The organism is Anaerococcus nagyae (assembly GCF_040364225.1).
Classification (GTDB): domain Bacteria; phylum Bacillota; class Clostridia; order Tissierellales; family Peptoniphilaceae; genus Anaerococcus; species Anaerococcus nagyae.
In genome coordinates this window covers 940,137-961,748 of record NZ_AP031484.1, presented here as the reverse complement: position 1 = coordinate 961,748, position 21,612 = coordinate 940,137, and the positions used below count along the sequence as shown (strand labels likewise).

The window sequence follows — 21,612 nt, the reverse complement described above, 5'->3', positions numbered from 1 at the left end:
CATTTATGTGTTAAATATTTGTTATTGGGTATTTTTATTATATAAGAAAAAATGGAGGAATACAATGACTGACGAAAAAAGAACATTCGAAGCTGGTAATGATACAAATAAAAATACAGATAATTTAAAAAAAGATTTAGATAAAAATGGAGAAAAGATAAAGGAATCTTTTGAAAATACTTCTGAAAATGTAAAAGAAGGATTTAAAGAAACAAATGAACACATAAAAGATGACTTTAATAATGTAAAGTCTGATGTAAAAAATGATTTTAATGATGCTAAAGATAAAACCAAAGAAAAAGTAGATACTTCAGATTATAAGAGAGTCAATACAGAAGGAACAACAACTCATACTGATAATAAGCGAGATATTAGTGAAACAAAGACTAACAATGTAGAAGAAAAGAAGCCATTCTATTCTAACTGGTGGTTCTGGGTTTTAATAGTTCTTCTTCTTTGGGCTTTATGGAAATTCGCCTTTAACAATGACAAAACTGAAACTACAGATACAACACCAAATACTACAACTACAGAAACAGTAGAACCAAAGGATAAAAACTAAGAAACCCTATGTTCAGAGGTGATAGATAAAACTACCACCTCTTTTACGTTGGATTTTTCAAGACACTTAATTATTTCCAAAGCAGTAAATCCAGTAGTAATTAAATCATCTATCAATAGAACTCTTTTTTCAGTTAAATCTTTATTGCAAACAAATGCCCCATTAAGATTACTAGCTCTACCCTCTTTTCCTAATTTATGCTGAGCTTTAGTATTTTTTATTTTATAAAAACCTTCAAGGTGCTCACAATTAGTTTTATCAATAAATAAATCAGTAATCATTTTTATATGGTCAAATCCCCTATAATTTATAGTTTTTTGGCTACTAGGAGATGATAAAATATAATCACATAAGAATAAATTATTCACCATCCCATAATCATATAAAATACTAGCGAATACTTTAGATAAAGAGGTATTCCTATTAAATTTATAATCTCCTATCATTTTTTTCATATAGGCATTATAAAAATATACAGCATGTGCATCATATGATTCAATCTTAAATTTATTAGCTACATAATCTAACTTTTTAAGACAATTCTTACATAGATAATGAGCAGCTATTTCTTCTTCTTTGCACATATAACACTTATTTTTATCAAGGAATAATAAATTAATCACCTATTATAGTCTCCATTTCATTTATCCAATAAGACAAATTTGTAAATCTTTTGTTTGAAGTATTGTTATCTACCATTTGTTTTATAATGCGCTTTTCTCCAACCAAAACTACTATTTTTTTTGCACGAGTTACGCCAGTATAAAATAAGTTTCTAGTCAATAACATAGGAGATACCTGCATCATAGGTATTATAACTGCCTCAAACTCCGAGCCTTGTGACTTATGAATTGTGATAGCATAGGATAAATCCAAATCTTTTATATCTTCTTTTTTATATTTTACAATAGAACCATCATAAAACTCTACTTCAAGACTATCTTCTTCATTATCTATATCTATTATAAATCCTATATCACCATTGTATACACCTTCAGCATCGGATAAAGAATTTTCAACCACTAGATCATAATTATTTCTAATTTGCATAACCTTATCACTTATCCTAAATTTCTTATCATTTATTTTAATAAGTTTATTTTTAGGATTTATTATTTGCTGAATATTTGTATTTATATTAGTTGAACCCCATTGAGTTTTTTTACTAGGACATAAAATTTGAATATCTTTGACCTTATCTAGTCCATAATATTTCGGCAGTCTTTCATTTACTAAATTAGTGAGTATTTTATCAAAGTTATTTTTATTTGCTTCTATAAAAAAGAAATCTTTACCTGCTTCATTTAATATTGGATATTCACCATTATTAATTTTGTGGGCATTAACTATAATATTAGATTCTAATCCTTGTCTAAAAATTTTTTTTAACTTAATTGTATTTATATCAGTTTCTATTATATCTTTTAATACATTTCCAGGTCCTACAGATGGCAGTTGATTACTATCTCCTACCAAAATAAGAGCTGTGGTAGGAGCAATTGCGCTTATTAGAGACTTCATAAGATAGATATCAACCATACTCATCTCATCAACTATAATATAATCTTTCTCAATAGGATTTTCTTCGTTATATTCTGCAAATGCCTCGTCTGGTTTAATGCCCAATAGTCTGTGTATAGTATAGGCATCATCGTTTGTAGATTCTTGTATTCTCTTGGCTGCTCTACCTGTTGGCGCAAGCATAACATAACTTAAGTTATTTTTATTTAGAATCTTTTTAATAGCATTGATTATAGTAGTCTTACCTGTACCAGGTCCACCAGTTATTACTAAAAGCATGTTTTTAAACGCTTCATTTATTGCTAATTGCTGCTCCTTGGAAAATGCAGATAAATCCTCATCTATATCAACCTCAAATATATACTCACTATCTTTCTTTTTTGATAGCTCCATAGCTACATATTTTTCAGCTTTATATAAAGAACTCTTATAAACATACTCTTGATCATCAATAACTACTATAACTAGCTTTCCAGCAAGAGAATCTTCTTTTATAGTGTTACATATTTCTTTATCAGAAACTTTAATTAAATAACTAACCTTATTTATTAAATATTGAAGTTTTAAAGATGTATGTCCATTAAATTCTGCTTCGTAATTTAGTATGTGGCTAATTCCTGCAGAAATTCTAAATTTAGAATTAGACTCCATTTGCATATTACGAGCAATATTATCTGCCATAGCAAAACCTACACCACTAATATCATCCACTAATTTATATGGGTTAGATTTTATAATATCAACAGTGTTTTCACCATATAGCTTACAAATTTTCATAGAAAGATTATAGGATATATTCAAAGATTGTAAATAAAGCATAGTATTTCTAGAGTCTTTAGAAACTTCGCTAGTTTCTTTAATATCTAATATTTTTTTATCTCCGATTCCCGGTATAACTTTAAGTTTATCGGCTTCATTATAGACAATATCTATTGAATCTTCGCCAAATTTTTCATAAATTTGCTTCGCAGTTCTTTTGCCTATACCCTTAATATTAGAATTTGATAGAAAGTTTATTATAGCATCCTTCCCTTTTGGATTGATAAGCTTTATGTTTTTTACATTAATTTGTTCACCATACTTATCATGATATACTAACTCACCATCAATTTCTACATTATCTCCCTCATCAAAAAAAGGCATAGTGCCAACACAGGTGATATCAGAATCAGAAGTTTCTACAACAATAATATTGTATCCATTATCTTTATTCCTATATACTATGTTTGTTACTATGCCTTCTATCTTCATTTTTTAAATTTCTACTCTCTTGATATTTGCTCCAAGTTTTGTAAATTTTTCTACTAGATCACTATAGCCACGATCTATATGATATATATCTGAAATCCTAGTTTCACCTTCTGCAACTAAAGCTGCAATGACTAAAGCAGCTCCTGCTCTAAGATCAGTTGCTTTTACATCTGCCCCATGAAGCTTATCGACGCCAACTATGGTCGCACGATTGCCACTAGTAGCTATAGCTGCTCCCATTTTATTGAGTTGTTCAACGTGCATAAATCTATTTTCAAAAACAGTTTCTTGAATTTTACTTTCTCCATCACAGATTGTCATTAAGGCCATGAATTGAGCTTGTGCATCTGTTGGAAAACCTGGATATGGAAGAGTTTGGATATTAGTTGGTTTTAGCTTACTATCTACACTAACTTTTATAACATCTTCATCTTCCAACTCTTCTACATTAGCACCCATTTCGATAAGTTTTGCTATTACAGGTCTAATATGACTTCCTATAACATTATTAATTGTTACATTTCCTTTTGTCATAGCTGCTGCAATCATGTAGCTTGCTGCTTCTATTCTATCAGGAATAATAGTATGACGTGTCCCTGTAAGTTTTTCAACGCCTTTAATAACTATAGTTGATGTCCCAGCACCTTTAATCTTAGCTCCCATCTTTGATAAAAATGAAGCAAGATCTACGATTTCAGGTTCCTTAGCAGCATTTTCAATTGTAGTTTCACCATCTGCTAATACTGCAGCCATCATTATATTTTGAGTAGCACCTACTGATGGAAAATCAAGGTACACCTCATTACCTATTAATTCACCATTAGTCTCTATAGCTATTTCTTCATCATTAACTCGACTTGTTGCACCTAAGGCTTCAAATCCTTTAAGATGAAAATCTATAGGTCTTGCACCAATATTACATCCACCTGGAGCTTTTGTATAAGCTTTTTTAAATCTTGATAATAGCGGACCCATTACAACAAATGAAGCACGCATTTTATCCATTAATTCATATGGAGTTTCACAAGTATTTATATTAGATGAATCTATTTTAACAGTATCTTTATCGAGATAATCTACTTTAGCTCCAAGATGCCTTAGTACTTCAATCATTATCTCAACATCTTTTAACGCTGGCACTCCATCTAAAATTATTTCTTCTGTACCCAATACACAAGCTGCAAGTATTGGCAAAGCTGAATTTTTAGCACCTGATATGCTTACCTCACCGCAAAGTGGACCTGCCCCATTTATAACTAGTAATTCTTTTTTATTCATTTTAACAATCCTTTATTTTGTACCAAAAAGTCTATCTCCAGCATCACCAAGTCCTGGTACAATGTAACTATTTTCATTTAAACCATCATCTAATTGGGCAACTATAATTTTTACATCTGGATGCTCTTCTCTTAATTTTTCTATTCCCTCAGGAGCTGCAATTATACTTAATAGTTTAATTTCTTTACATCCTTTTTTCTTAAGATTTTCTATAGCATCACAAGCAGATCCTCCTGTAGCTAGCATTGGATCAACTACAATTATATCTCTTTTTTCTACATCATTAGGTAGTTTAGAATAATATTCTACAGGCATTAGAGTTTCTTCATCTCTATACATACCTATATGACCTATTTTTGCTGCTGGTAAAACTTCCAATACACCATCAACCATTCCTAAACCCGCTCTTAAAATAGGAACTATTCCTAATTTCTTACCAGATATCTTATATCCAGTAGTCTTAGTAATTGGTGTTTGGATTTCATATTCTTCAAGATCTAAATCCTTGGTCGCTTCATAAGCAAGAATTATAGATATTTCTTTTATAATTGATCTAAACTCATTAGATCCTGTATTTATATCTCTAAGTATTGAAATTTTATGTTTTATAACTGGATGGTCTAAAATTTGAACATTTTCTGTCATAATTCCTCCTAAAGGTAATATACATTCCCGGATGCTGATTTTTTCATTCTATTCATTATACTCTTACCCAAATTTATATCCTCTACACCTTCTGCAATGATGATATCAACTGCATTTGCATCCATCTTTCTTAAGTTTGTAAAAAGGACATGACTCATGACCGTTAAATCTTTTTTGCTTCCTAAGGATAAGTTATAATACTCATTAAATTTTTCTATAGACTCTTCAAAAGCTAAAATACCAACTTTTAATCCTTGATTCTTATACTCACTAGCCCTTTCTAATAATTTTTCATAAGCCTTATCTCCAACATAAACTTCAACTTTTGCTTTAGGAGCGTAATGTTTATATTTTTGTCCTGGAGATTTTGGTATGCTTCTATCATCTATAAGGGCATCATCAAGTTTTACGTTATCTGATATTGTTCTTATATATTCATAAGTATAATAACCTGGTCTTAGGATTGTTGGTATATTCTCACTTAAATCTATAACTGTTGATTCTATACCTATATCTGTCTCCCCGCCATCTAAAATCATGGGAATTCTTCCACTCATATCAGCCAAAACGTCACTAGCCCTAGTTGGAGACGGTCTTCCTGATATATTAGCACTTGGTGCAGCAATTGGTGTATTTGATAATTCAATGAGCTTTAGAGCTATTTTATCTTTTGGCATTCTTATTGCAACCGTGTCTAGTCCTGCTGAAACCGTATCAGGCACCACAGATGATTTTTTTAAAATCATAGTTAGAGGTCCTGGCCAACACAATTCCATAAGCTTTTTAGCTTCATAATTTACATTATCAGATAAATTATATAGCATAGTTTTATTAGAAATATGTAAGATGAGTGGATTATCAGATGGTCTCCCCTTTGCATGGTATATTTTTTTTGTTGCTTCTGGATTTAAACCATCTGCTCCTAATCCATACACTGTCTCTGTAGGAAAAGCTACTAACTCTCCATTTTTAATTAAGCTAGCAGCTTCTTTTAATATATCTTCATCTATATTATTTTGGTCTATATCAAAAATCTTCGTAATCATTTTTCGCCTGTTTTTCTAATTGTTTTATTTGCTTATCAATTTCTTCGTCAATTAAAATAGTGTAAGTAGGGTCCAAGTGGATACTTAAATTTAAACCTACCTTATCTTTTACTTCTTTCTGGATATTTGTTATAAGTTGATGTGCTACTAATAAAGATAAATTTTGAGATATCTCAACATCAACTGAACCATCCAAATGTCCTTTTCCATACTCGTGTATATGAAGATTATGGTAACCTACTATAAAATTATTATCCATTAGGATATCACCGACCTTTTTTTCAATCTCAGGATCTACTCTTTGACCAATCAAATATTCTATAGAATCTTTAAAGAGATCCAAGCCTGGCTTAAATACAAAGCAAGCAAGTATTAGCCCCATAAGAGCATCAACACGTATATTAAATTTACTTTCTAATATGGCACCTATTATTATTCCTGTAGTTGCAAGTATATCATTTCTTGCGTCAACCATAACTCCAAAGTTAAGATCAGAATCAAGTTGATTGTAAAGTCTTTTATTTAAAAAATAAATATAAAATTTAGCCACTATACTTAGTATTAGTACTAATATAGCAATCAAATTAAATTCAGTTTGATCTTCTAGGGCATAGTGATGTAGAGCATTAATAAAAAGTTTTGCTCCAACATACATAATTAATATACCAACCAAAAGTGATATTATACTTTCACTGCGTCCATGGCCAAACGGATGTTCTTTATCAGCTGGTTTCTGGCTAAGCTTTGATCCAAACAAAGCCATAAGAGAAACAACCGTATCTGATAGATTATTAAAACCATCATTTACTATAGCAGAAGAATTTGATGCATAACCTACACTAAGCTTAAATATAACCAAAATTATATTAATTATAATAGCTATGGTAGATGACAAAGATATCAATTTTAATCTTATATATGGATTTTCAGTATTTTTATAATCTTTTATAAATTTACTTGCAAAGAAATTAAACAAGTTATTCTCCTATTTGTTCAAGCTTTCTTGTTTGATCTTCAGCTATAAGTGAATTTATCATTTCATCGATATTACCATTCAAAAAATCTTCTAGTTGATAAATAGTTTTATTAATTCTATGATCTGTTATTCTACCTTGAGGAAAATTATAAGTTCTAATTCTCTCGCTTCTATCGCCTGTACCTACTTGAGACTTTCTATTATCTGCTATTTCTTTATTTCTTTTTTCTTCTTCAAGTTCATAAAGGCGAGCTCTAAGTACTCTCATAGCCTTATCCTTATTTTTAATCTGACTTTTTTCATCTTGACAAGTTACAACAAGGCCAGTAGGAATATGAGTTAGCCTAACAGCGGAATCAGTAGTATTTACAGATTGTCCACCATTTCCGCTAGACCTATAAACATCAACTCTAACATCATTTGGATCTATGGTTATATCAACATCATCAACCTCTGGAAGTACAGCCACAGTTGCAGTAGAAGTATGGATTCTTCCGCCTGATTCTGTTTCAGGTACACGTTGAACTCTATGCACCCCAGATTCATATTTTAATTTGGAATAAGCTCCTTCTCCTTTTACAACAAAGGTAGCTTCTTTAATTCCTCCTACGCCTTGAGTGGTAACTTCAATTTCTTCTGTTTTAAATCCAACCTTATCTGCATACATGTTATACATTCTATAAAGGTCACCTGCAAAAAGTCCGGCTTCATCACCACCAGCTCCTGGTCTAATTTCTACAATAACATCCTTTGTATCATTAGGATCTTTTGGTATTAATAAAACTCTCATATCTTCATTATATTTTTCTAAGTTTTTCTTTGACTCAGAAATTTCTTCTTTAAGCATATCAAGCATTTCGCTATCATCTGTTTCATTCATCAATTCTTGATTTTCTTCTATAGTCGATTCAGCATTAAGAATCTCTTCATATTTTTCAACAATTGGCTTAAGAGAATTATATTCACGAGATATTTTTGTAAACTTGTTCATATCCGATAATACTTCTGGATCAGCTAGTTTCATTTCCAAATCTTTATAATTTTCTCTTATATGCTCTAAATTTTCAAACATACTTATCCTTTCTCTGCAATGATAAATCTATCAAAGCCATTAAAATCCTTTAAATTAATAATATTTTTAAAATCAGATTTGATCAATAGCTTATTAACTTCTTCCTTTTGATCATATCCAATTTCAAAAATCAAATGTCCTTTTTCATTTAAATAAAGAGAAGCATCTTTAATAATAGCCCTGTAAAAATATAAGCCATCATACCCTCCATATAAAGCTGATTTTGGCTCATAATATAATTTTTTATCCAGGCTCTCATAATCATTTCTATTTATATAAGGTGGATTTGAAATAATTATATCAAATTTTTGATCTACATTCTCAAATAAATCACTTTTTATAAAGTTCACATTATCTATTATAAGCTTTTTCTTGTTATCTCTAGCTAAAGATAAAGCAGCTTCTTCTATATCTACACCTAAAACTTTTGAACTTTTTAGGTTATAAGCTAAAGATAAGCTGATAGCACCTGATCCAGCACCTATATCTAATATACATTCTTTGTTAAAATTTAATTTTATTAAATAGTCCACTATAATTTCAGTTTCAAATCTTGGAATCAAGGCTCTCTCATCAACTATTAAATTTATATTATAAAAATCCCATTTTCCCAATGCATATTGTAGTGGATAATTTTCATTTAATTTATTTTCTATATCCAAAATTTTTTTAGTGTTTTCTTTACTCAAGTCTTTATTAGCATTCAAAAATATGTAAGATTTTGGTTTTTCTAATACATAGCTTAAAGCTATTATTAAATCTTCATTTTTTTTATCAATTATATTCTTAATCTTCATTATATACACAAAAATAAGGTTAGTTTCCTAACCTTATTATTTTCTACCGTATCTTCTGTTAAATTTCTCAACATTACCACCACGTTCAGCAGTTCTTTGTTTCCCAGAGTAGAATGGATGGCAATTACTGCAAACTTCCACTTTGATTTCTTCTTCAGTAGAACCTACTTCAAATTCATTTCCACAAGAAATACATGTAACTTTTGCTTGGTGGTATTCTGGATGGATTTCTTTATTCATTTAAACACCTCTATTTCTCATTCAATAAGCATTTTTAATTATACCATCTTTTTTAGATATAATCAAGACTTTAAAGGGTTTTGTTGATAATTTCAACAAATTTTTCATTTGAAGGTGTTTTCTTCATTATATCGATTAATTCAGTAATAGATTCAGTGTTATCTAGATCAGATTTGCGAATTTTATAAATAGATTCAAGTTCATTTTTACTTAAGAGTAAGTCTTCACGTCTAGTTGATGATTTTTCAACATTAATTGCTGGGAATATTCTTCTATCTGATAGTCTTCTGTCTAAGTGTATTTCCATATTTCCTGTACCCTTAAACTCTTCAAAAATGAGATCATCCATACGAGATCCAGTATCTACTAAGGCTGTAGAAAGAATAGTTAGTGATCCCCCATCTTCAATATTACGAGCTGCCCCAAAAAATTGTTTAGGACCAACCAAAGCCATAGGGTCTAGACCACCAGAAAGTGTTCTACCAGATTGAGGAGTTATAATATTATAGGCACGAGCAAGACGGGTAATAGAGTCTAGTAAAATAACAACATCTTTTTTGTCCTCAACAAATCTTTTTGCCCTTTCTAGTATCATTTCAGCTATTTCTATATGATTTTGTGGAGGCATATCAAATGTTGAGGAAGCAACTTCTGTTCTCATATAGTCATTATTTGGATCTCTGTACTCATTGACAAATCTTATAAAATCTGTAACTTCTTCAGGTCTTTCATCTATGAGAAGAACAAATATTTTTATATCATCATAATTTTTTTCTATAGATCTTTCTATATTTTTAATTAATGTAGTTTTACCAGCTTTAGGCTGAGAAACAATTAATCCTCTTTGTCCACGTCCAATTGGTGAAATTATGTCGATTATTCTACCAGAAATATTCTCACTTGTAGTCTCTAGCTTAATTCTTTCTTGAGGATAAATAGGAGTTAGATCTTCAAAAGAAGTTCTATTGAAAGCTTCCCCAGGTTTTATACCATTTACATCTGAAACAAATATTAAAGGTGCAAATTTATCTTTATCATGTTTTTCGCGAGCTATACCTTTTATGTAATCACCAGTTTTTAGTCTAAACATTTTAATTTGTTTAGGTGGTACGTAAATATCATCATCACCTTGTTCATAAAGATCACTTCTTAAAAATCCAAAGCCATCTGGGAGAATCTCCAACACTCCCTCACAATCAAACTTAGCTCCTAAATCATTATCCTGCTTTTCTTGTTTTTCTTCTTCTTTTTCTTTTTGAGCTTCTTCTATTAATTTTATAAGCTCATCTTTTTTATACTTTGTAACTGCTGGAATTTCTAATTCCTTAGCTAATTCTCTTAATTCAGTTACCTTATATTCTTCATAATTTTCCATAATATCCTTTAATTAAAGAAAGGACCAATTGGCAAAAGCAAACTGGCCCTTGATTTTAAAATTTTATTAATTAGCTGATCGTTCACAACCAAACATTTCTATTTTTTCGAAAATAGTTTCTTTGATTGCTTCAGTACCTGGTGCTAATAGTTTTCTTGGATCAAATCCTTTACCTTCTTTGTCTTTGCCAGCTTCAACATATTCTCTAGTTGCCTTAGCAAAAGCTAATTGACATTCTGTATTTACATTTATTTTTGAAACACCAGAAGATATAGCTTTTTTGATTTGATCTTCAGGTATACCAGTACCACCGTGAAGAACTATTGGCATATTTACTGCATCTGATATCTCTTCAAGTCTATCGAAACTTAATCCTTGCCAATCATCTGGATATACTCCATGGATATTTCCAATTCCAGCTGCTAAGAAGTCAATCCCTAAGTTTGCTAATTGTTTACATTCTTCAACATCTGCTAATTCGCCAGCACTAGTAACACCATCTTCTGATCCTCCAATGCCACCTACTTCAGCTTCAACGGAAATGCCTTTAGCATGTGCAAGTTCTACTATCTCTTTAGTCTTTTCTAAATTTTCTTCAAGTGGTAAGCTTGAACCATCGAACATAACGGATGTATATCCAGCTTCTATACAAGCTTTTGCACCTTCGTATGTTCCATGGTCTAGATGGATAGCTACTGGAACAGTTATGTCTAACGAATCATGAAGGTCTCTTACTAAATCAGCTACTACTTTATAGCCACCCATATATTTATTAGCACCTTCACTTGCCGCAATAATTACCGCAGTTTGTTTTTCTTCTGCAGCTTCTAGAATTGCTTTTGTCCATTCAAGGTTATTTGTATTAAAGTGTCCAATTGCATATCCATTTTCATAAGCTTTATCTAACATTTCTTTTGCATTAACTAACATTAAAAACTCCTTTTTATTTCTTAACTAATACCATAATACCCTAAAATCTATCTAAATCTTCTTTTACAGAAGAAATAACTGTATTTATTGCTTCATCTTTAGTGATTTTATAATTTTTCATTGCTTTTCTTGTTGAATATTCGACAATATTATCACTTGCATCTTTTCCAACTGTAATCCTATATGGAATACCTATAAGATCACGGTCATTAAATTTAACTCCAGCTCTCTCTTTTCTATCATCTAAAAGAACATCTATTCCCTTTTTCTCTAATTGTTTATAAATATCTTCACCAAGTTTAGATTGTTCTTCGTTATTTATATTTACTATTGTCACAATAGCTTCAAATGGTGCAACTGCAGTTGGCCAAATAATTCCATTATCATCATAATTCTGTTCTACTATAGCAGATACAGAACGAGAAATACCTATACCATAACTCCCCATTATAAATGGTTGTTGCTTTCCATTTTCATCTAAGAAATATGCTTCAAGTGCTTCTGAATATTTTGTACCTAATTGGAAAATATTACCAACCTCTATACCTCTTGCAGATTTAAGTATTCCAGACTCATCATAGGCCATATCACCTTCTTTTGCCATTAATAAGTCTTCAACTACTTCTCCTGTAAAATCTCTATCATAATTCGCATTAATATAGTGATAATCAGTTCTATTTGCTCCAATTACAACATTATTCATTTTTGTAATTGATTCATCTATAAGGATCCTTACATCTTCTAAACCTTTTGGACCAGTAAAACCAGCTTTAGCACCTGTAAACTTTTCTATAGTCTCGTCATCCATCATCTCTACATCGTGCTCAGCTACTTTTAAATATGATAAAAGTTTTGCATCGTTAAGTTCACGATCCCCTGGGATTATTACAAATACAGGTTCTCCTTTTATATTTAAATCAACTGCCTTAGCAAACTTATTTGCTGGTATATTTAAAAATTCACTTACTTCTTCTATACTAGTAACATCTGGTGTTTTGACTAACTCTAATTCTTTTTTATCTTCTGGAGAAAAATCAAATTTAAATCTTGCTTTCTCATCTGTAGCTGCATAGTCTGAATCTTCAGTATAAAATATTACTCCTTCTCCTGTTTCAGCTAAAGCTATAAATTCATGGGAAACTCTTCCTCCCATTGATCCTGTATCGCCCTCTACTATTTTATAGTCAAGTCCCATTCTATCAAAAGCTTCTACATAAGCATCCCACATAAGCTTATAGCTTTCTTCCAAACCTTCCATATCTTTGTCAAAAGAATAAGCATCTTTCATTAAAAAATCACGTGATCTATTTATGCCAAATCTAGGTCTTTTTTCATCTCTAAATTTATCTACTATTTGATATAAATTTAATGGTAATTGCTTATAAGAATTTAGCTCATCTTTTATAAGAGCTGTTAAAGCTTCTTCAGCGGTTGGCCCTAGAGCATATTCTCTATCGTTTCTATCGGTAAGCTTAAACATTTCAGGACCAAAAGTATCCCATCTTCCACTCATTTCCCAAATTTCTCTATCTTGTAGAACAGAAGTAGAAATCTCAATTGCATAGTGATTGTCCATGGATTCTCTTACAATATCAATAATTTTGTTTTTAACTTTTTGTCCAAGTGGTAAAAATGAATAAATACCACTCCCTTGTTTTCTTATAAATGCTCCACGAACTAATAACTTATGACTTGCTGTTTCCGCATCAACTGGGTTTTCCCTTAAAGTTGGCATATAATATTTTGATAGTCTCATATTTCTCCTTTAATTAATATCTTTCATTGACAACCCTATTCTTTGTCTATCCTTATCAATTTCTATAACTTTTACCTTTACAATATCTGAATTGGTTAAAACTTCATTTGGATCTTTGATAAATTTATTACTCATATTTGAAATGTGTACTAATCCATCTACACCTACTCCTATATCAACAAATGCACCAAAATCAGTTATATTTCTTACTTTACCCATCATTTCATCATCAATCTTTAAATCATCAATACTCATAATTTCTGATTTTGTTAAAATTTCTGGATTGTCCTCTCTAGGATCTCGCCCCGGTTTTTTAAGCTCTTCTATAATATCTTTAAGTGTAGGCTCACCTACTTCCAATTTTTGGCTAACTTCGCTTATATCTATAGTTTCTAAGTTATAATCTTTTAATTTTTTAGCAATTCTATAGCTTTCAGGATGAACAGCAGTATTATCTAAAAGCTCTGGTGAATCAGGGAATCTTAAAAATCCTGCAGCAAGTTGATAAGTTTTATCTCCTAGACCTTTTACATTTTTAAGATCTTTTCTATATATAAGATTTCCCTCTTTAAATTCTTCTTCTATGCGTCTTGCTAATTTAGGACTAAGTCCAGATACATAAGAAAGTAGTTTATAGGAAGCGTTATTAATTGTAACACCAACTTCATTTACTGTATCTTCAACAACCTTTGAAAGCTCCTCATCTAATTTTTTTTCATTTAGATCATGTTGATATTGACCAATTCCTATATGTTTTGGTTCAATTTTTACAAGTTCAGCCATTGGATCCTGCAAACGCCTTGCCATTGAAATTGCTCCTCTGATTGTTACATCAAGATCAGGAAACTCTTCCTCACCTAGTGTTGATGCCGAATAAACAGAAGCTCCCGCTTCATTTACTACCGCATAAGCTATATCTAAATTATTTTCACTTATTAGTTTATTTACAAAAATTTCTGTTTCACGACTAGCTGTTGCATTTCCTAGTGCAATTAAGCTAACATTATATTCCTTAATCAAATCAGTTAGAATATCCATAGACTCTTTTTCTTTTTTATGGGGTTCTACAGGATAAATAACTGCCTTATTTAAATATTTACCGTTTGGATCAACGACCGCCACCTTACATCCCGTTCTAAATCCAGGATCAAGTCCCATTACTGTCTTGCCTTTAATAGGCTTTTGGAGTAAATAAGGTTTTAGATTATTAGAAAATACTTTAATTGATTCATCTTCTGCCATATCAGTCAAATAATTTCTCAGCTCTGTAGTTATTGAAGGCAATATTAAACGTTTATAAGCATCATTTACACTTATATTTATTAACTCTCTTTGATAATAATTTGAGCTATCATAAAGGTCTGATATAAGTTTTTTATTATAGTCGTCTGAAAATTCAACTTTAACACTTAAAGCCTCTTCTTTTTCGCCACGATTAATAGCTAAAATCTGATAGGATTTTAAATCTCTTACTTTTTTATTAAAATCATAATAAGTTTGATATACACCATCAGAATCATCTTTTTGACTAGCTTTTAATCTAGCTCTCATCATACCATCACGCCTTACAATATTTTTTGCTTGAATATTATTTGAAATATCTTCTGCTAGTATATCCAAAGATTTTTCAATCGCTTCTTTTGAAGAGCCTATATCCTCATTCAAAAAATCTTTCGCAAAGTTCGTAGCCTCTTCTGGACTTTTTGTTTCATCTAAGAGATATTTTAAAAGAGGTTCAAGTCCTAATTCTCTTGCCTTATCTGCACGAGTTTTACGTTTTTTCTTAAAAGGAGCATACATATCTTCAAGTAAAGTAAGAGAATTCGTAGCTAGTATTTGTTCCTTTAGCTCCTCTGTTAAATTATTTGAGCTTTCAAGAGCATTTATAATTTCTTCTTGTCTTTTTTCTATATTCCTTAATTTATTTAAATTTTTCTCTATATTCCTAACATCAACGTCAGAAAGATTTCCAGTTTTCTCTTTCCTATATCTTGATATAAAAGCAACTGTCGACCCTTCATCCAGAAGACTTATTACATTAGAAATATTTTTTTCGTCAATTTGTAACTGTTCTGATAAAATACTTTGTATATTCATAATTTCCTTATATAAATAATAGTTTCAAAAAATAAATAATCAATAAGTGAGCTGGATAAAATATGTAAAACGCCCACTTATTTTGTTTACCTCTTTGTCCATTGTATAACATTATTAATGGTACACTTAGGTAGACAAAACCATAACTTACAGCTATTCTATAACCTCCAATAGCAAATTCAAATGCAAAACCAATTATAATAGCAAGTGCTGTAAGGAATTTGCTATCTTTAGCAAGATAAATTAAAATTATTGCTAAAACACCCATAAATTCATAATCTGTTTGTAAAATAGATGCTAATAGCATGAATAATACTGATATTAATATTATCCCTATTATTCTTATAAATAAATTTATATCTCTTTTTAATAATAAATCTATAAAATAAATAGCTAAAGCTCCTATTAGTAAAGTAAATATAACATTTTGGCTATCAGTATAAAATAAGCTTTCATGTATAGCTAAATCAAATGGAATTTCAGAAATAAGAGCAAAAATAAACATTCTCATAAAATATTTTTTAATATTACTAGTGTATATAACAGCCTGTACTGTAAAAAAGCAAAATATGGGCATAGATATACGACCTAAGAATACAAAAATATCAGCTATTGCCCAATAATCAGGTCCTAAATCATATAAAAACCCTGTTTGTGCTAAATGAGATAGAAACATAGTAAACATTGCTATATATTTTATATGAGCACTAGTTAAATATTTCCTATTTCTTAACCGAGTTTTAGTATAATTGTTTTTATCTTTATAATCTATATTAGCCATACATTCCTCAATTACCAGTAATAAAATTGACCTTATACTTAGGAAAATTCATGCTGATTACTTTACCACTTACATTCGCATAATCTTTCTCATCTATATCATAAATATTAGATGGATCAAAAAAAATTATTGAGCTAGATATATTCATAGCTGGCTTAGCAATAAGTTCAAATTTATAGTCATTCTTAGACTTTGAGTATGTAAGCAAAATATCAATAAACCTACCATAATCATATTCATTTATACTCTCAAACTCCAAATCTATTTTATATTCACTTTGCTCATGAATTTTTAAAATAGGTCGCTTGCTTGTATAAGAAATTTTATTCCCAGACTTAAGATTTGTTATTGCAATAGTTGTTTCATTTCTAGGGTCATCAAATCCTCCAGTTAGCATCCTTAATAATTCAGTATTCGAAATCTCTGGATCATCAACTTCTCTATTAATAGATAGTTTAGCATGCTTAGAATCATTTAAATCAAAGTCATAATTTTTAACTTGACTTACTTGGCTAACCTTAATTTTCTTTCTAACATCTTTAGGTTCTATAGCTTGCGTAGGATCATCAACTTTGCTATTTAATGTTTTTCGTGTTTTTCTTCCTGAATTTTTAGAATTAGTTTTATTTTTACTTTTAGTATCTTCTTTTAGATAGTCTTTAATTTCCTTAAAATCCATCTTATCTCCTAATACAATGCTTTCTTTAGTAGATAAGTACTTATAGGTAGATATTAAAGTTTTTATAAGCATAAATAAAAAAGCAGCTGATGTAAAAATCCTTGTAAGCTCTATACCTATATAATTCTCAATTTTTAGTAAATTAGCTATAAGCATAATCAAAAAAGGAGCCATTCCGGTAAATTTTAAAAAATGTCCAATTTTAGAATCTGTTTTGTAGGGCTGATCAATATTAAGTTTGCTAATCTTAATTAACATCTTAGCAATTTTGACAAAAAATATCATAAACCCTACAACATATAGGATAGTTACAGCATTATAAAGACCTGGCACATTATAGTATAAATCAAAAGGTAATGACTTAATTGCATAATCTATTCCAAATGCAAGAGCTAAAACAAACAGGCCAGTTTTTCTAAAAGTTCTAGATATTATAAAAATTAGAAGATTTACTATTATAAAAATAATAGGTATGAATGATATTCTATTATTAGTTATAATCTCTTGTAATTGTCTAAAAATAAGTGAATAGTCCATAATATCTCCCATATAATTATATCAAAAATAGGAATACTTACAATATTCTTAAAACTAAAATATTTAAATTATCTAATAATCCTTATGGTATATAAGGCTAATTTATTAGACATGCCAGCTAATATATAAAAATAACCTTTACTATATAAAAGCAAAGGTCTAATGGAGCTTCAAACAGGAATTGAACCTGCAACCTACGGTTTACGATACCGTTGCTCTACCAATTGAGCTATTGAAGCATTTTATAATTTGATTATACTTTTTATTTCCCATACTAACAATCAATTAAGCTAAATTGATTTTCATAAAAAAGGATGCTAGATATCTAGCATCCTTTAAATTATAATAATATGTCTAAGTTTTATGTATCTTATTCTGGATCGATTGCGTCTACTGGACAAACTGAAGCACAAGTTCCACAATCAATGCAAGTATCAGCATCAATTTCGTATGCGTCATCTCCAGCTGAGATTGCGTCTACTGGACATTCTCCTGCACAAGTTCCACATGAAATACATGTATCTGATTCTATAACGTAAGCCATATTTACCTCCTAATTATTTTGTAATTATAGTATACAACAACTATTCAATTTTGTCAACAAATAAGCAAATATTTATACCCTTTCGTGCTTATTTTCTATAAATATACAAAATGATAATCGTTATCATCTTTTAATTATCTATATTTATATCTTTTAGTTTATAAATTTTATCCTCATTTTGTTCGTCTTCCGCTATATATACTCTTACCTTACATTCCTCTTTAACATAGTCACTACTTATGACCACACCATCACCATCACACGTTTTAACTCTCTGACCATATTTTGGCATAACTTTTTTCATTTTTGTATAAGAATCTTCTTCGTAAGATAAGCAACACATTAGTCTACCACATAACCCTGAAATTTTATTAGGATCTAAACTTATATTTTGATCTTTAGCATATTTTATTGATAGAGGAGCAAAATCATTTAGATATCTTGAACAACAACATTCTTGTCCACAGGAACCATGAGATTTAATAAGTTTAGCATGATCTCTAACTCCTATCTGTCTAAGTTCAATTCGAGATTTAAAAGTAGTAGCTAAATCCTTTACTAAATCTCTAAAATCAACCCTCTTATTTGCAGTAAAATAAAAAGTTATTTTACTTCTATCAAAATTATATGCACTATCAACAACTTTCATATTAAGTTCATAAGAATCTGCTGCTTTTTGACATATTTCAATCGCATCTTTGGCATCAATTTCATTTGAACAATGTTTATCTAAATCAGCATCATCAGCCACTCTTATAACTTCATTAAGCTTTTTATCAAATTTTTTCTCATCAATCTCAAAATTAGTTAAAATAACTTCCCCAATATCTAAGCCATTATCCGTTTCTACTACAACTTTTTGTTTATATAAAAATTTTTTATTGTTCGAAGAAAAATAGTATATTTTACCAATTTCTTTAAATCTGACTCCAACTACATCCACTATATTTGACCTCCCTTGTATATACTATATATGAGCTCTTCTAAGGCTAATTCATAATTAATATTATTCTTAAAACCAGTTTTTATAGTATATAGCAAGTTAATTATCTCTTCTAGATTATCTAATGATATGTTCTCTAATTTTCTTACATTAAAATTAACATCTTCAATAATTAAATTTTTATTATATTTATAATTAACAATCTCTTGAAATATATCTATACATGCATCTACAATTGTAAATCTGTCATTTTTATAATTTTCAAAGAAACTTTTATTTTGATAGTAGTATCCAATATTCCCTCTATAAACTTCTGCTATAATTTTGCTAAGTTTGTCATAATCTACATCTCTTTTAATTTTTTTAGCGTTAAGATTTATGATTTGACTTCTTGATCTAATAGTGGGTAAAAGCAAGTTTCTGTTGGTAGTAGTAAATATAACAATATTATATTCCTTAAGCTCTTCCACAGTTTTTAGTATAGCATTAGACCCTTCAGTTCTCATATTATGAGCATTATGAACTATATAAATTTTTATAAGTTTATTTTCTGGTTTATGGGCTATATCTTTAATCATAGCTCTAATTGATTCAATATCTATTATATCATTTTCTTTATTAATTATATATAAATCAGGATTAAGATTATTTTCTATGTAAATACCTTTATCTTCAAATATCTTACTAGCAAATTCTTTCGAATACTCAAGGTTGTATTTGTCATTTGGAGATTCAAAGATATAGGCATGAGATAATAAATTATGTTCGATTTGATAATCTAATCCACTCATAATCTAATATATTGATCAACATCTAATATAAATATAGTAGCCCCTCCAACAGATATATCTACCGGAACAGTATTAGTTAGTAGCGAAGATTCAGCTGATGGATTAATAATAGTTGTAGTGGTATTTCTTTTCTTACAATTTGCTTCTATTATTGATAAAACTTCGTCAAGCTTTTCTTCTTCTACACCTATTAAAAGAGTCGTATTCCCCTTTTTTAAAAATCCACCTGTTGTAGATAATTTTGTTACTCTATATCCACTTTCTGTTAAAGCATCCATCAAAAAGTTGACATCTGCATCTTGAACAATTGATATTAATAGTTTCATATTATTCCTCCAATAAATCCTCTATCAGCTCTAATACATTTTCACTTACTTGATCAATAGATAGACTAGCATCCACTTGCTTTATATCTTCTTTATATTTTTCAGATAGATCTATATACGCATCAAAAATTTTTTTATGAAAATCAAAGTCTTCTCTCTCAAGTCTATCCGCTGTGAAATTGGCTCTTTTTCTAATTAAAGCTGTCTTGTAGTCTATATTAAAAAATATAGTTAAATCAGGCTTTATAAATCCAGTAGCAAAATCATTTATTTTTTTAACTTCATCTATTCCTAATCCTCTACCAACACCTTGATATAAGAGAGAGCTTAATACAAATCTATCACACAATATGATCTCACCTCTATTTAAGGCAGGTTTTATTTTCTCCTCCACTAATTGTGCACGACTTGCCGCAAACAAAAGACATTCTGTTTTAGAATTCATGTCAATATTTTTATTATCGATTATAATTTCTCTAATTTGCTCACTTATAGAAGTTCCACCAGGTTCTCTTACAAGCATAATTGGATATCCTAAATCTATTAGTTTTTCATTAATATTTTTTAATATAGTTGTTTTTCCAGATCCATCAGGTCCTTCAAACACGATTAGTTTTCCATTCATAAGTATATTATAGCAAATGATAGTGATTTATTGCAATAAAAAAGACCCTAAGGCCTTTAATTTATTATTCTTCAGATGATTCTTCACTAGATTCTTCTGTTTCATCTACAGTTGGTACATCCGCTGCATCAGCTTCTTCATCTTCTGGAATAACCTCTTCAGTAACTTCTTGTAATGAGCAAACAACTTCATCCTCTTCTGCAAGAACTATAATGTCTTCATTTTTAGAGATATCTAAGTCTGCTACAATTCTGTTATCGCCGATTTGGAAGTCAGTAATATCTACTTCAGCAGTTTGTGGAATGTATTTTGGTAAACATTCTACATCAATGTTATCCATATTTTGTACAAGTACTGAATCAGCAATATCTAAATCATCACGACCAAGTAAAATAACTGGAACGTTAACTCTGATTGTTTCATTTTGGTTAATTGCTTGGAAATCTACGTGTAAATATTGATTTTTGTATGGATGTGTTTGATAATCTTTTATAAGAACATCTTTTTTATCTCCATCTATATCTAAAGTTATGATAGTTGATGTTCCAGCTTGTCTTAGGATTTTATCAAACTCTCTTGCTGTAAACTGTACGTTTAGATTATCTTCTCCTTTGGCATAGATAACGCCTGGAATTAATTCTTCTTGTCTTATTTTATTTACTTTATTTTTTCCAGTAGCTTCACGCTTATTCGCATTTAAAACTAAGTCTGCCATATTCCCTCCTTATATATTCATACTGACTAATTATACCCTAAAAATCTATCCTTTACAATGGATTGTTTTTATAATATGATATTAATTAGATTAATATTATTATTGCTCGTAAAAAAGGAGATATT

Annotated in this window: 22 protein-coding genes and 1 tRNA gene; 1 reads left to right on the top strand and 22 read right to left on the bottom strand. The window is 29.7% G+C overall.

Features of this window, described 5'->3' with window-relative positions:
* Positions 1-64: 64 nt before the first annotated feature.
* Entirely contained in the window at positions 65-562 is a 498-nt protein-coding gene (locus tag ABXG81_RS04665) for a hypothetical protein (protein WP_117522227.1), read from the top strand.
* Here the strand turns inward: ABXG81_RS04665 and ABXG81_RS04660 are convergent.
* The 22 genes from ABXG81_RS04660 to ABXG81_RS04555 all read right to left on the bottom strand — a co-directional run bounded on the left by ABXG81_RS04660 (position 559) and on the right by ABXG81_RS04555 (position 21,487).
* The gene (locus ABXG81_RS04660) at positions 559-1,185 is read right to left on the bottom strand and encodes a ComF family protein (RefSeq protein ID WP_353528385.1); all 627 of its coding nucleotides are present in this window, start codon (positions 1,183-1,185) and stop codon (positions 559-561) included. The genes ABXG81_RS04665 and ABXG81_RS04660 overlap by 4 nt on opposite strands.
* The gene (locus ABXG81_RS04655; RefSeq protein WP_353528384.1) at positions 1,178-3,334 is read right to left on the bottom strand and encodes an ATP-dependent RecD-like DNA helicase; all 2,157 of its coding nucleotides are present in this window, start codon (positions 3,332-3,334) and stop codon (positions 1,178-1,180) included. Before ABXG81_RS04655 ends, ABXG81_RS04660 begins: the two co-directional genes overlap by 8 nt.
* Before the next feature lie 3 nt (positions 3,335-3,337).
* Positions 3,338-4,612, bottom strand: a complete 1,275-nt coding sequence (gene murA, locus ABXG81_RS04650; RefSeq protein ID WP_117522224.1) for a UDP-N-acetylglucosamine 1-carboxyvinyltransferase — start codon at positions 4,610-4,612, stop codon at positions 3,338-3,340.
* Between the two features lie 12 nt (positions 4,613-4,624).
* Complete coding sequence (gene upp, locus ABXG81_RS04645; protein ID WP_117522223.1) at positions 4,625-5,257, bottom strand: uracil phosphoribosyltransferase; 633 nt, start codon at positions 5,255-5,257, stop codon at positions 4,625-4,627.
* 8 nt (positions 5,258-5,265) lie between these two features.
* Positions 5,266-6,303 (bottom strand): L-threonylcarbamoyladenylate synthase, encoded by a 1,038-nt coding sequence (locus ABXG81_RS04640; protein WP_353528382.1) that lies wholly within the window; start codon positions 6,301-6,303, stop codon positions 5,266-5,268.
* Entirely contained in the window at positions 6,284-7,279 is a 996-nt protein-coding gene (locus tag ABXG81_RS04635) for a cation diffusion facilitator family transporter (RefSeq protein ID WP_353528381.1), read from the bottom strand. The genes ABXG81_RS04640 and ABXG81_RS04635 overlap by 20 nt, the downstream gene beginning before the upstream one ends.
* Position 7,280: 1 nt before the next feature.
* Complete coding sequence (gene prfA / locus ABXG81_RS04630) at positions 7,281-8,351, bottom strand: peptide chain release factor 1 (protein WP_117522220.1); 1,071 nt, start codon at positions 8,349-8,351, stop codon at positions 7,281-7,283.
* A 2-nt stretch (positions 8,352-8,353) separates the two neighbouring features.
* The gene (gene prmC, locus ABXG81_RS04625) at positions 8,354-9,148 is read right to left on the bottom strand and encodes a peptide chain release factor N(5)-glutamine methyltransferase (RefSeq protein ID WP_353528379.1); all 795 of its coding nucleotides are present in this window, start codon (positions 9,146-9,148) and stop codon (positions 8,354-8,356) included.
* A 36-nt stretch (positions 9,149-9,184) separates the two neighbouring features.
* Positions 9,185-9,388: a 50S ribosomal protein L31 gene (gene rpmE, locus ABXG81_RS04620; protein ID WP_117522218.1), complete on the bottom strand. Its 204-nt coding sequence runs from the start codon at positions 9,386-9,388 to the stop codon at positions 9,185-9,187.
* A 70-nt stretch (positions 9,389-9,458) separates the two neighbouring features.
* Complete coding sequence (gene rho / locus ABXG81_RS04615) at positions 9,459-10,763, bottom strand: transcription termination factor Rho (RefSeq protein ID WP_117522217.1); 1,305 nt, start codon at positions 10,761-10,763, stop codon at positions 9,459-9,461.
* 66 nt (positions 10,764-10,829) lie between these two features.
* Entirely contained in the window at positions 10,830-11,693 is an 864-nt protein-coding gene (fba, locus tag ABXG81_RS04610; protein ID WP_117522216.1) for a class II fructose-1,6-bisphosphate aldolase, read from the bottom strand.
* 40 nt (positions 11,694-11,733) lie between these two features.
* The gene (locus ABXG81_RS04605; RefSeq protein WP_209814492.1) at positions 11,734-13,449 is read right to left on the bottom strand and encodes a proline--tRNA ligase; all 1,716 of its coding nucleotides are present in this window, start codon (positions 13,447-13,449) and stop codon (positions 11,734-11,736) included.
* A 9-nt stretch (positions 13,450-13,458) separates the two neighbouring features.
* Positions 13,459-15,546, bottom strand: a complete 2,088-nt coding sequence (locus ABXG81_RS04600; protein ID WP_353528377.1) for a Tex family protein — start codon at positions 15,544-15,546, stop codon at positions 13,459-13,461.
* 7 nt (positions 15,547-15,553) lie between these two features.
* Complete coding sequence (locus ABXG81_RS04595; RefSeq protein WP_316116276.1) at positions 15,554-16,327, bottom strand: TraX family protein; 774 nt, start codon at positions 16,325-16,327, stop codon at positions 15,554-15,556.
* A 7-nt stretch (positions 16,328-16,334) separates the two neighbouring features.
* Positions 16,335-17,543, bottom strand: a complete 1,209-nt coding sequence (locus ABXG81_RS04590) for a hypothetical protein (RefSeq protein ID WP_117522212.1) — start codon at positions 17,541-17,543, stop codon at positions 16,335-16,337.
* 163 nt (positions 17,544-17,706) lie between these two features.
* Positions 17,707-17,782, bottom strand: a tRNA-Thr gene (locus tag ABXG81_RS04585).
* A gap of 131 nt (positions 17,783-17,913) precedes the next feature.
* The gene (locus ABXG81_RS04580) at positions 17,914-18,087 is read right to left on the bottom strand and encodes a 4Fe-4S binding protein (protein WP_117522211.1); all 174 of its coding nucleotides are present in this window, start codon (positions 18,085-18,087) and stop codon (positions 17,914-17,916) included.
* A gap of 130 nt (positions 18,088-18,217) precedes the next feature.
* The gene (ricT, locus tag ABXG81_RS04575) at positions 18,218-19,030 is read right to left on the bottom strand and encodes a regulatory iron-sulfur-containing complex subunit RicT (protein WP_117522210.1); all 813 of its coding nucleotides are present in this window, start codon (positions 19,028-19,030) and stop codon (positions 18,218-18,220) included.
* Positions 19,030-19,821: a DNA polymerase III subunit delta gene (locus ABXG81_RS04570; RefSeq protein ID WP_353529229.1), complete on the bottom strand. Its 792-nt coding sequence runs from the start codon at positions 19,819-19,821 to the stop codon at positions 19,030-19,032. The genes ricT and ABXG81_RS04570 overlap by 1 nt, the downstream gene beginning before the upstream one ends.
* Complete coding sequence (locus ABXG81_RS04565; protein WP_117522208.1) at positions 19,818-20,147, bottom strand: cyclic-di-AMP receptor; 330 nt, start codon at positions 20,145-20,147, stop codon at positions 19,818-19,820. Before ABXG81_RS04565 ends, ABXG81_RS04570 begins: the two co-directional genes overlap by 4 nt.
* 1 nt (position 20,148) lies before the next feature.
* Positions 20,149-20,772 (bottom strand): dTMP kinase, encoded by a 624-nt coding sequence (tmk, locus tag ABXG81_RS04560; protein ID WP_353529228.1) that lies wholly within the window; start codon positions 20,770-20,772, stop codon positions 20,149-20,151.
* 64 nt (positions 20,773-20,836) lie between these two features.
* Positions 20,837-21,487: a 50S ribosomal protein L25 gene (locus tag ABXG81_RS04555; RefSeq protein ID WP_353529227.1), complete on the bottom strand. Its 651-nt coding sequence runs from the start codon at positions 21,485-21,487 to the stop codon at positions 20,837-20,839.
* Between the last annotated feature and the right edge of the window lie 125 nt (positions 21,488-21,612).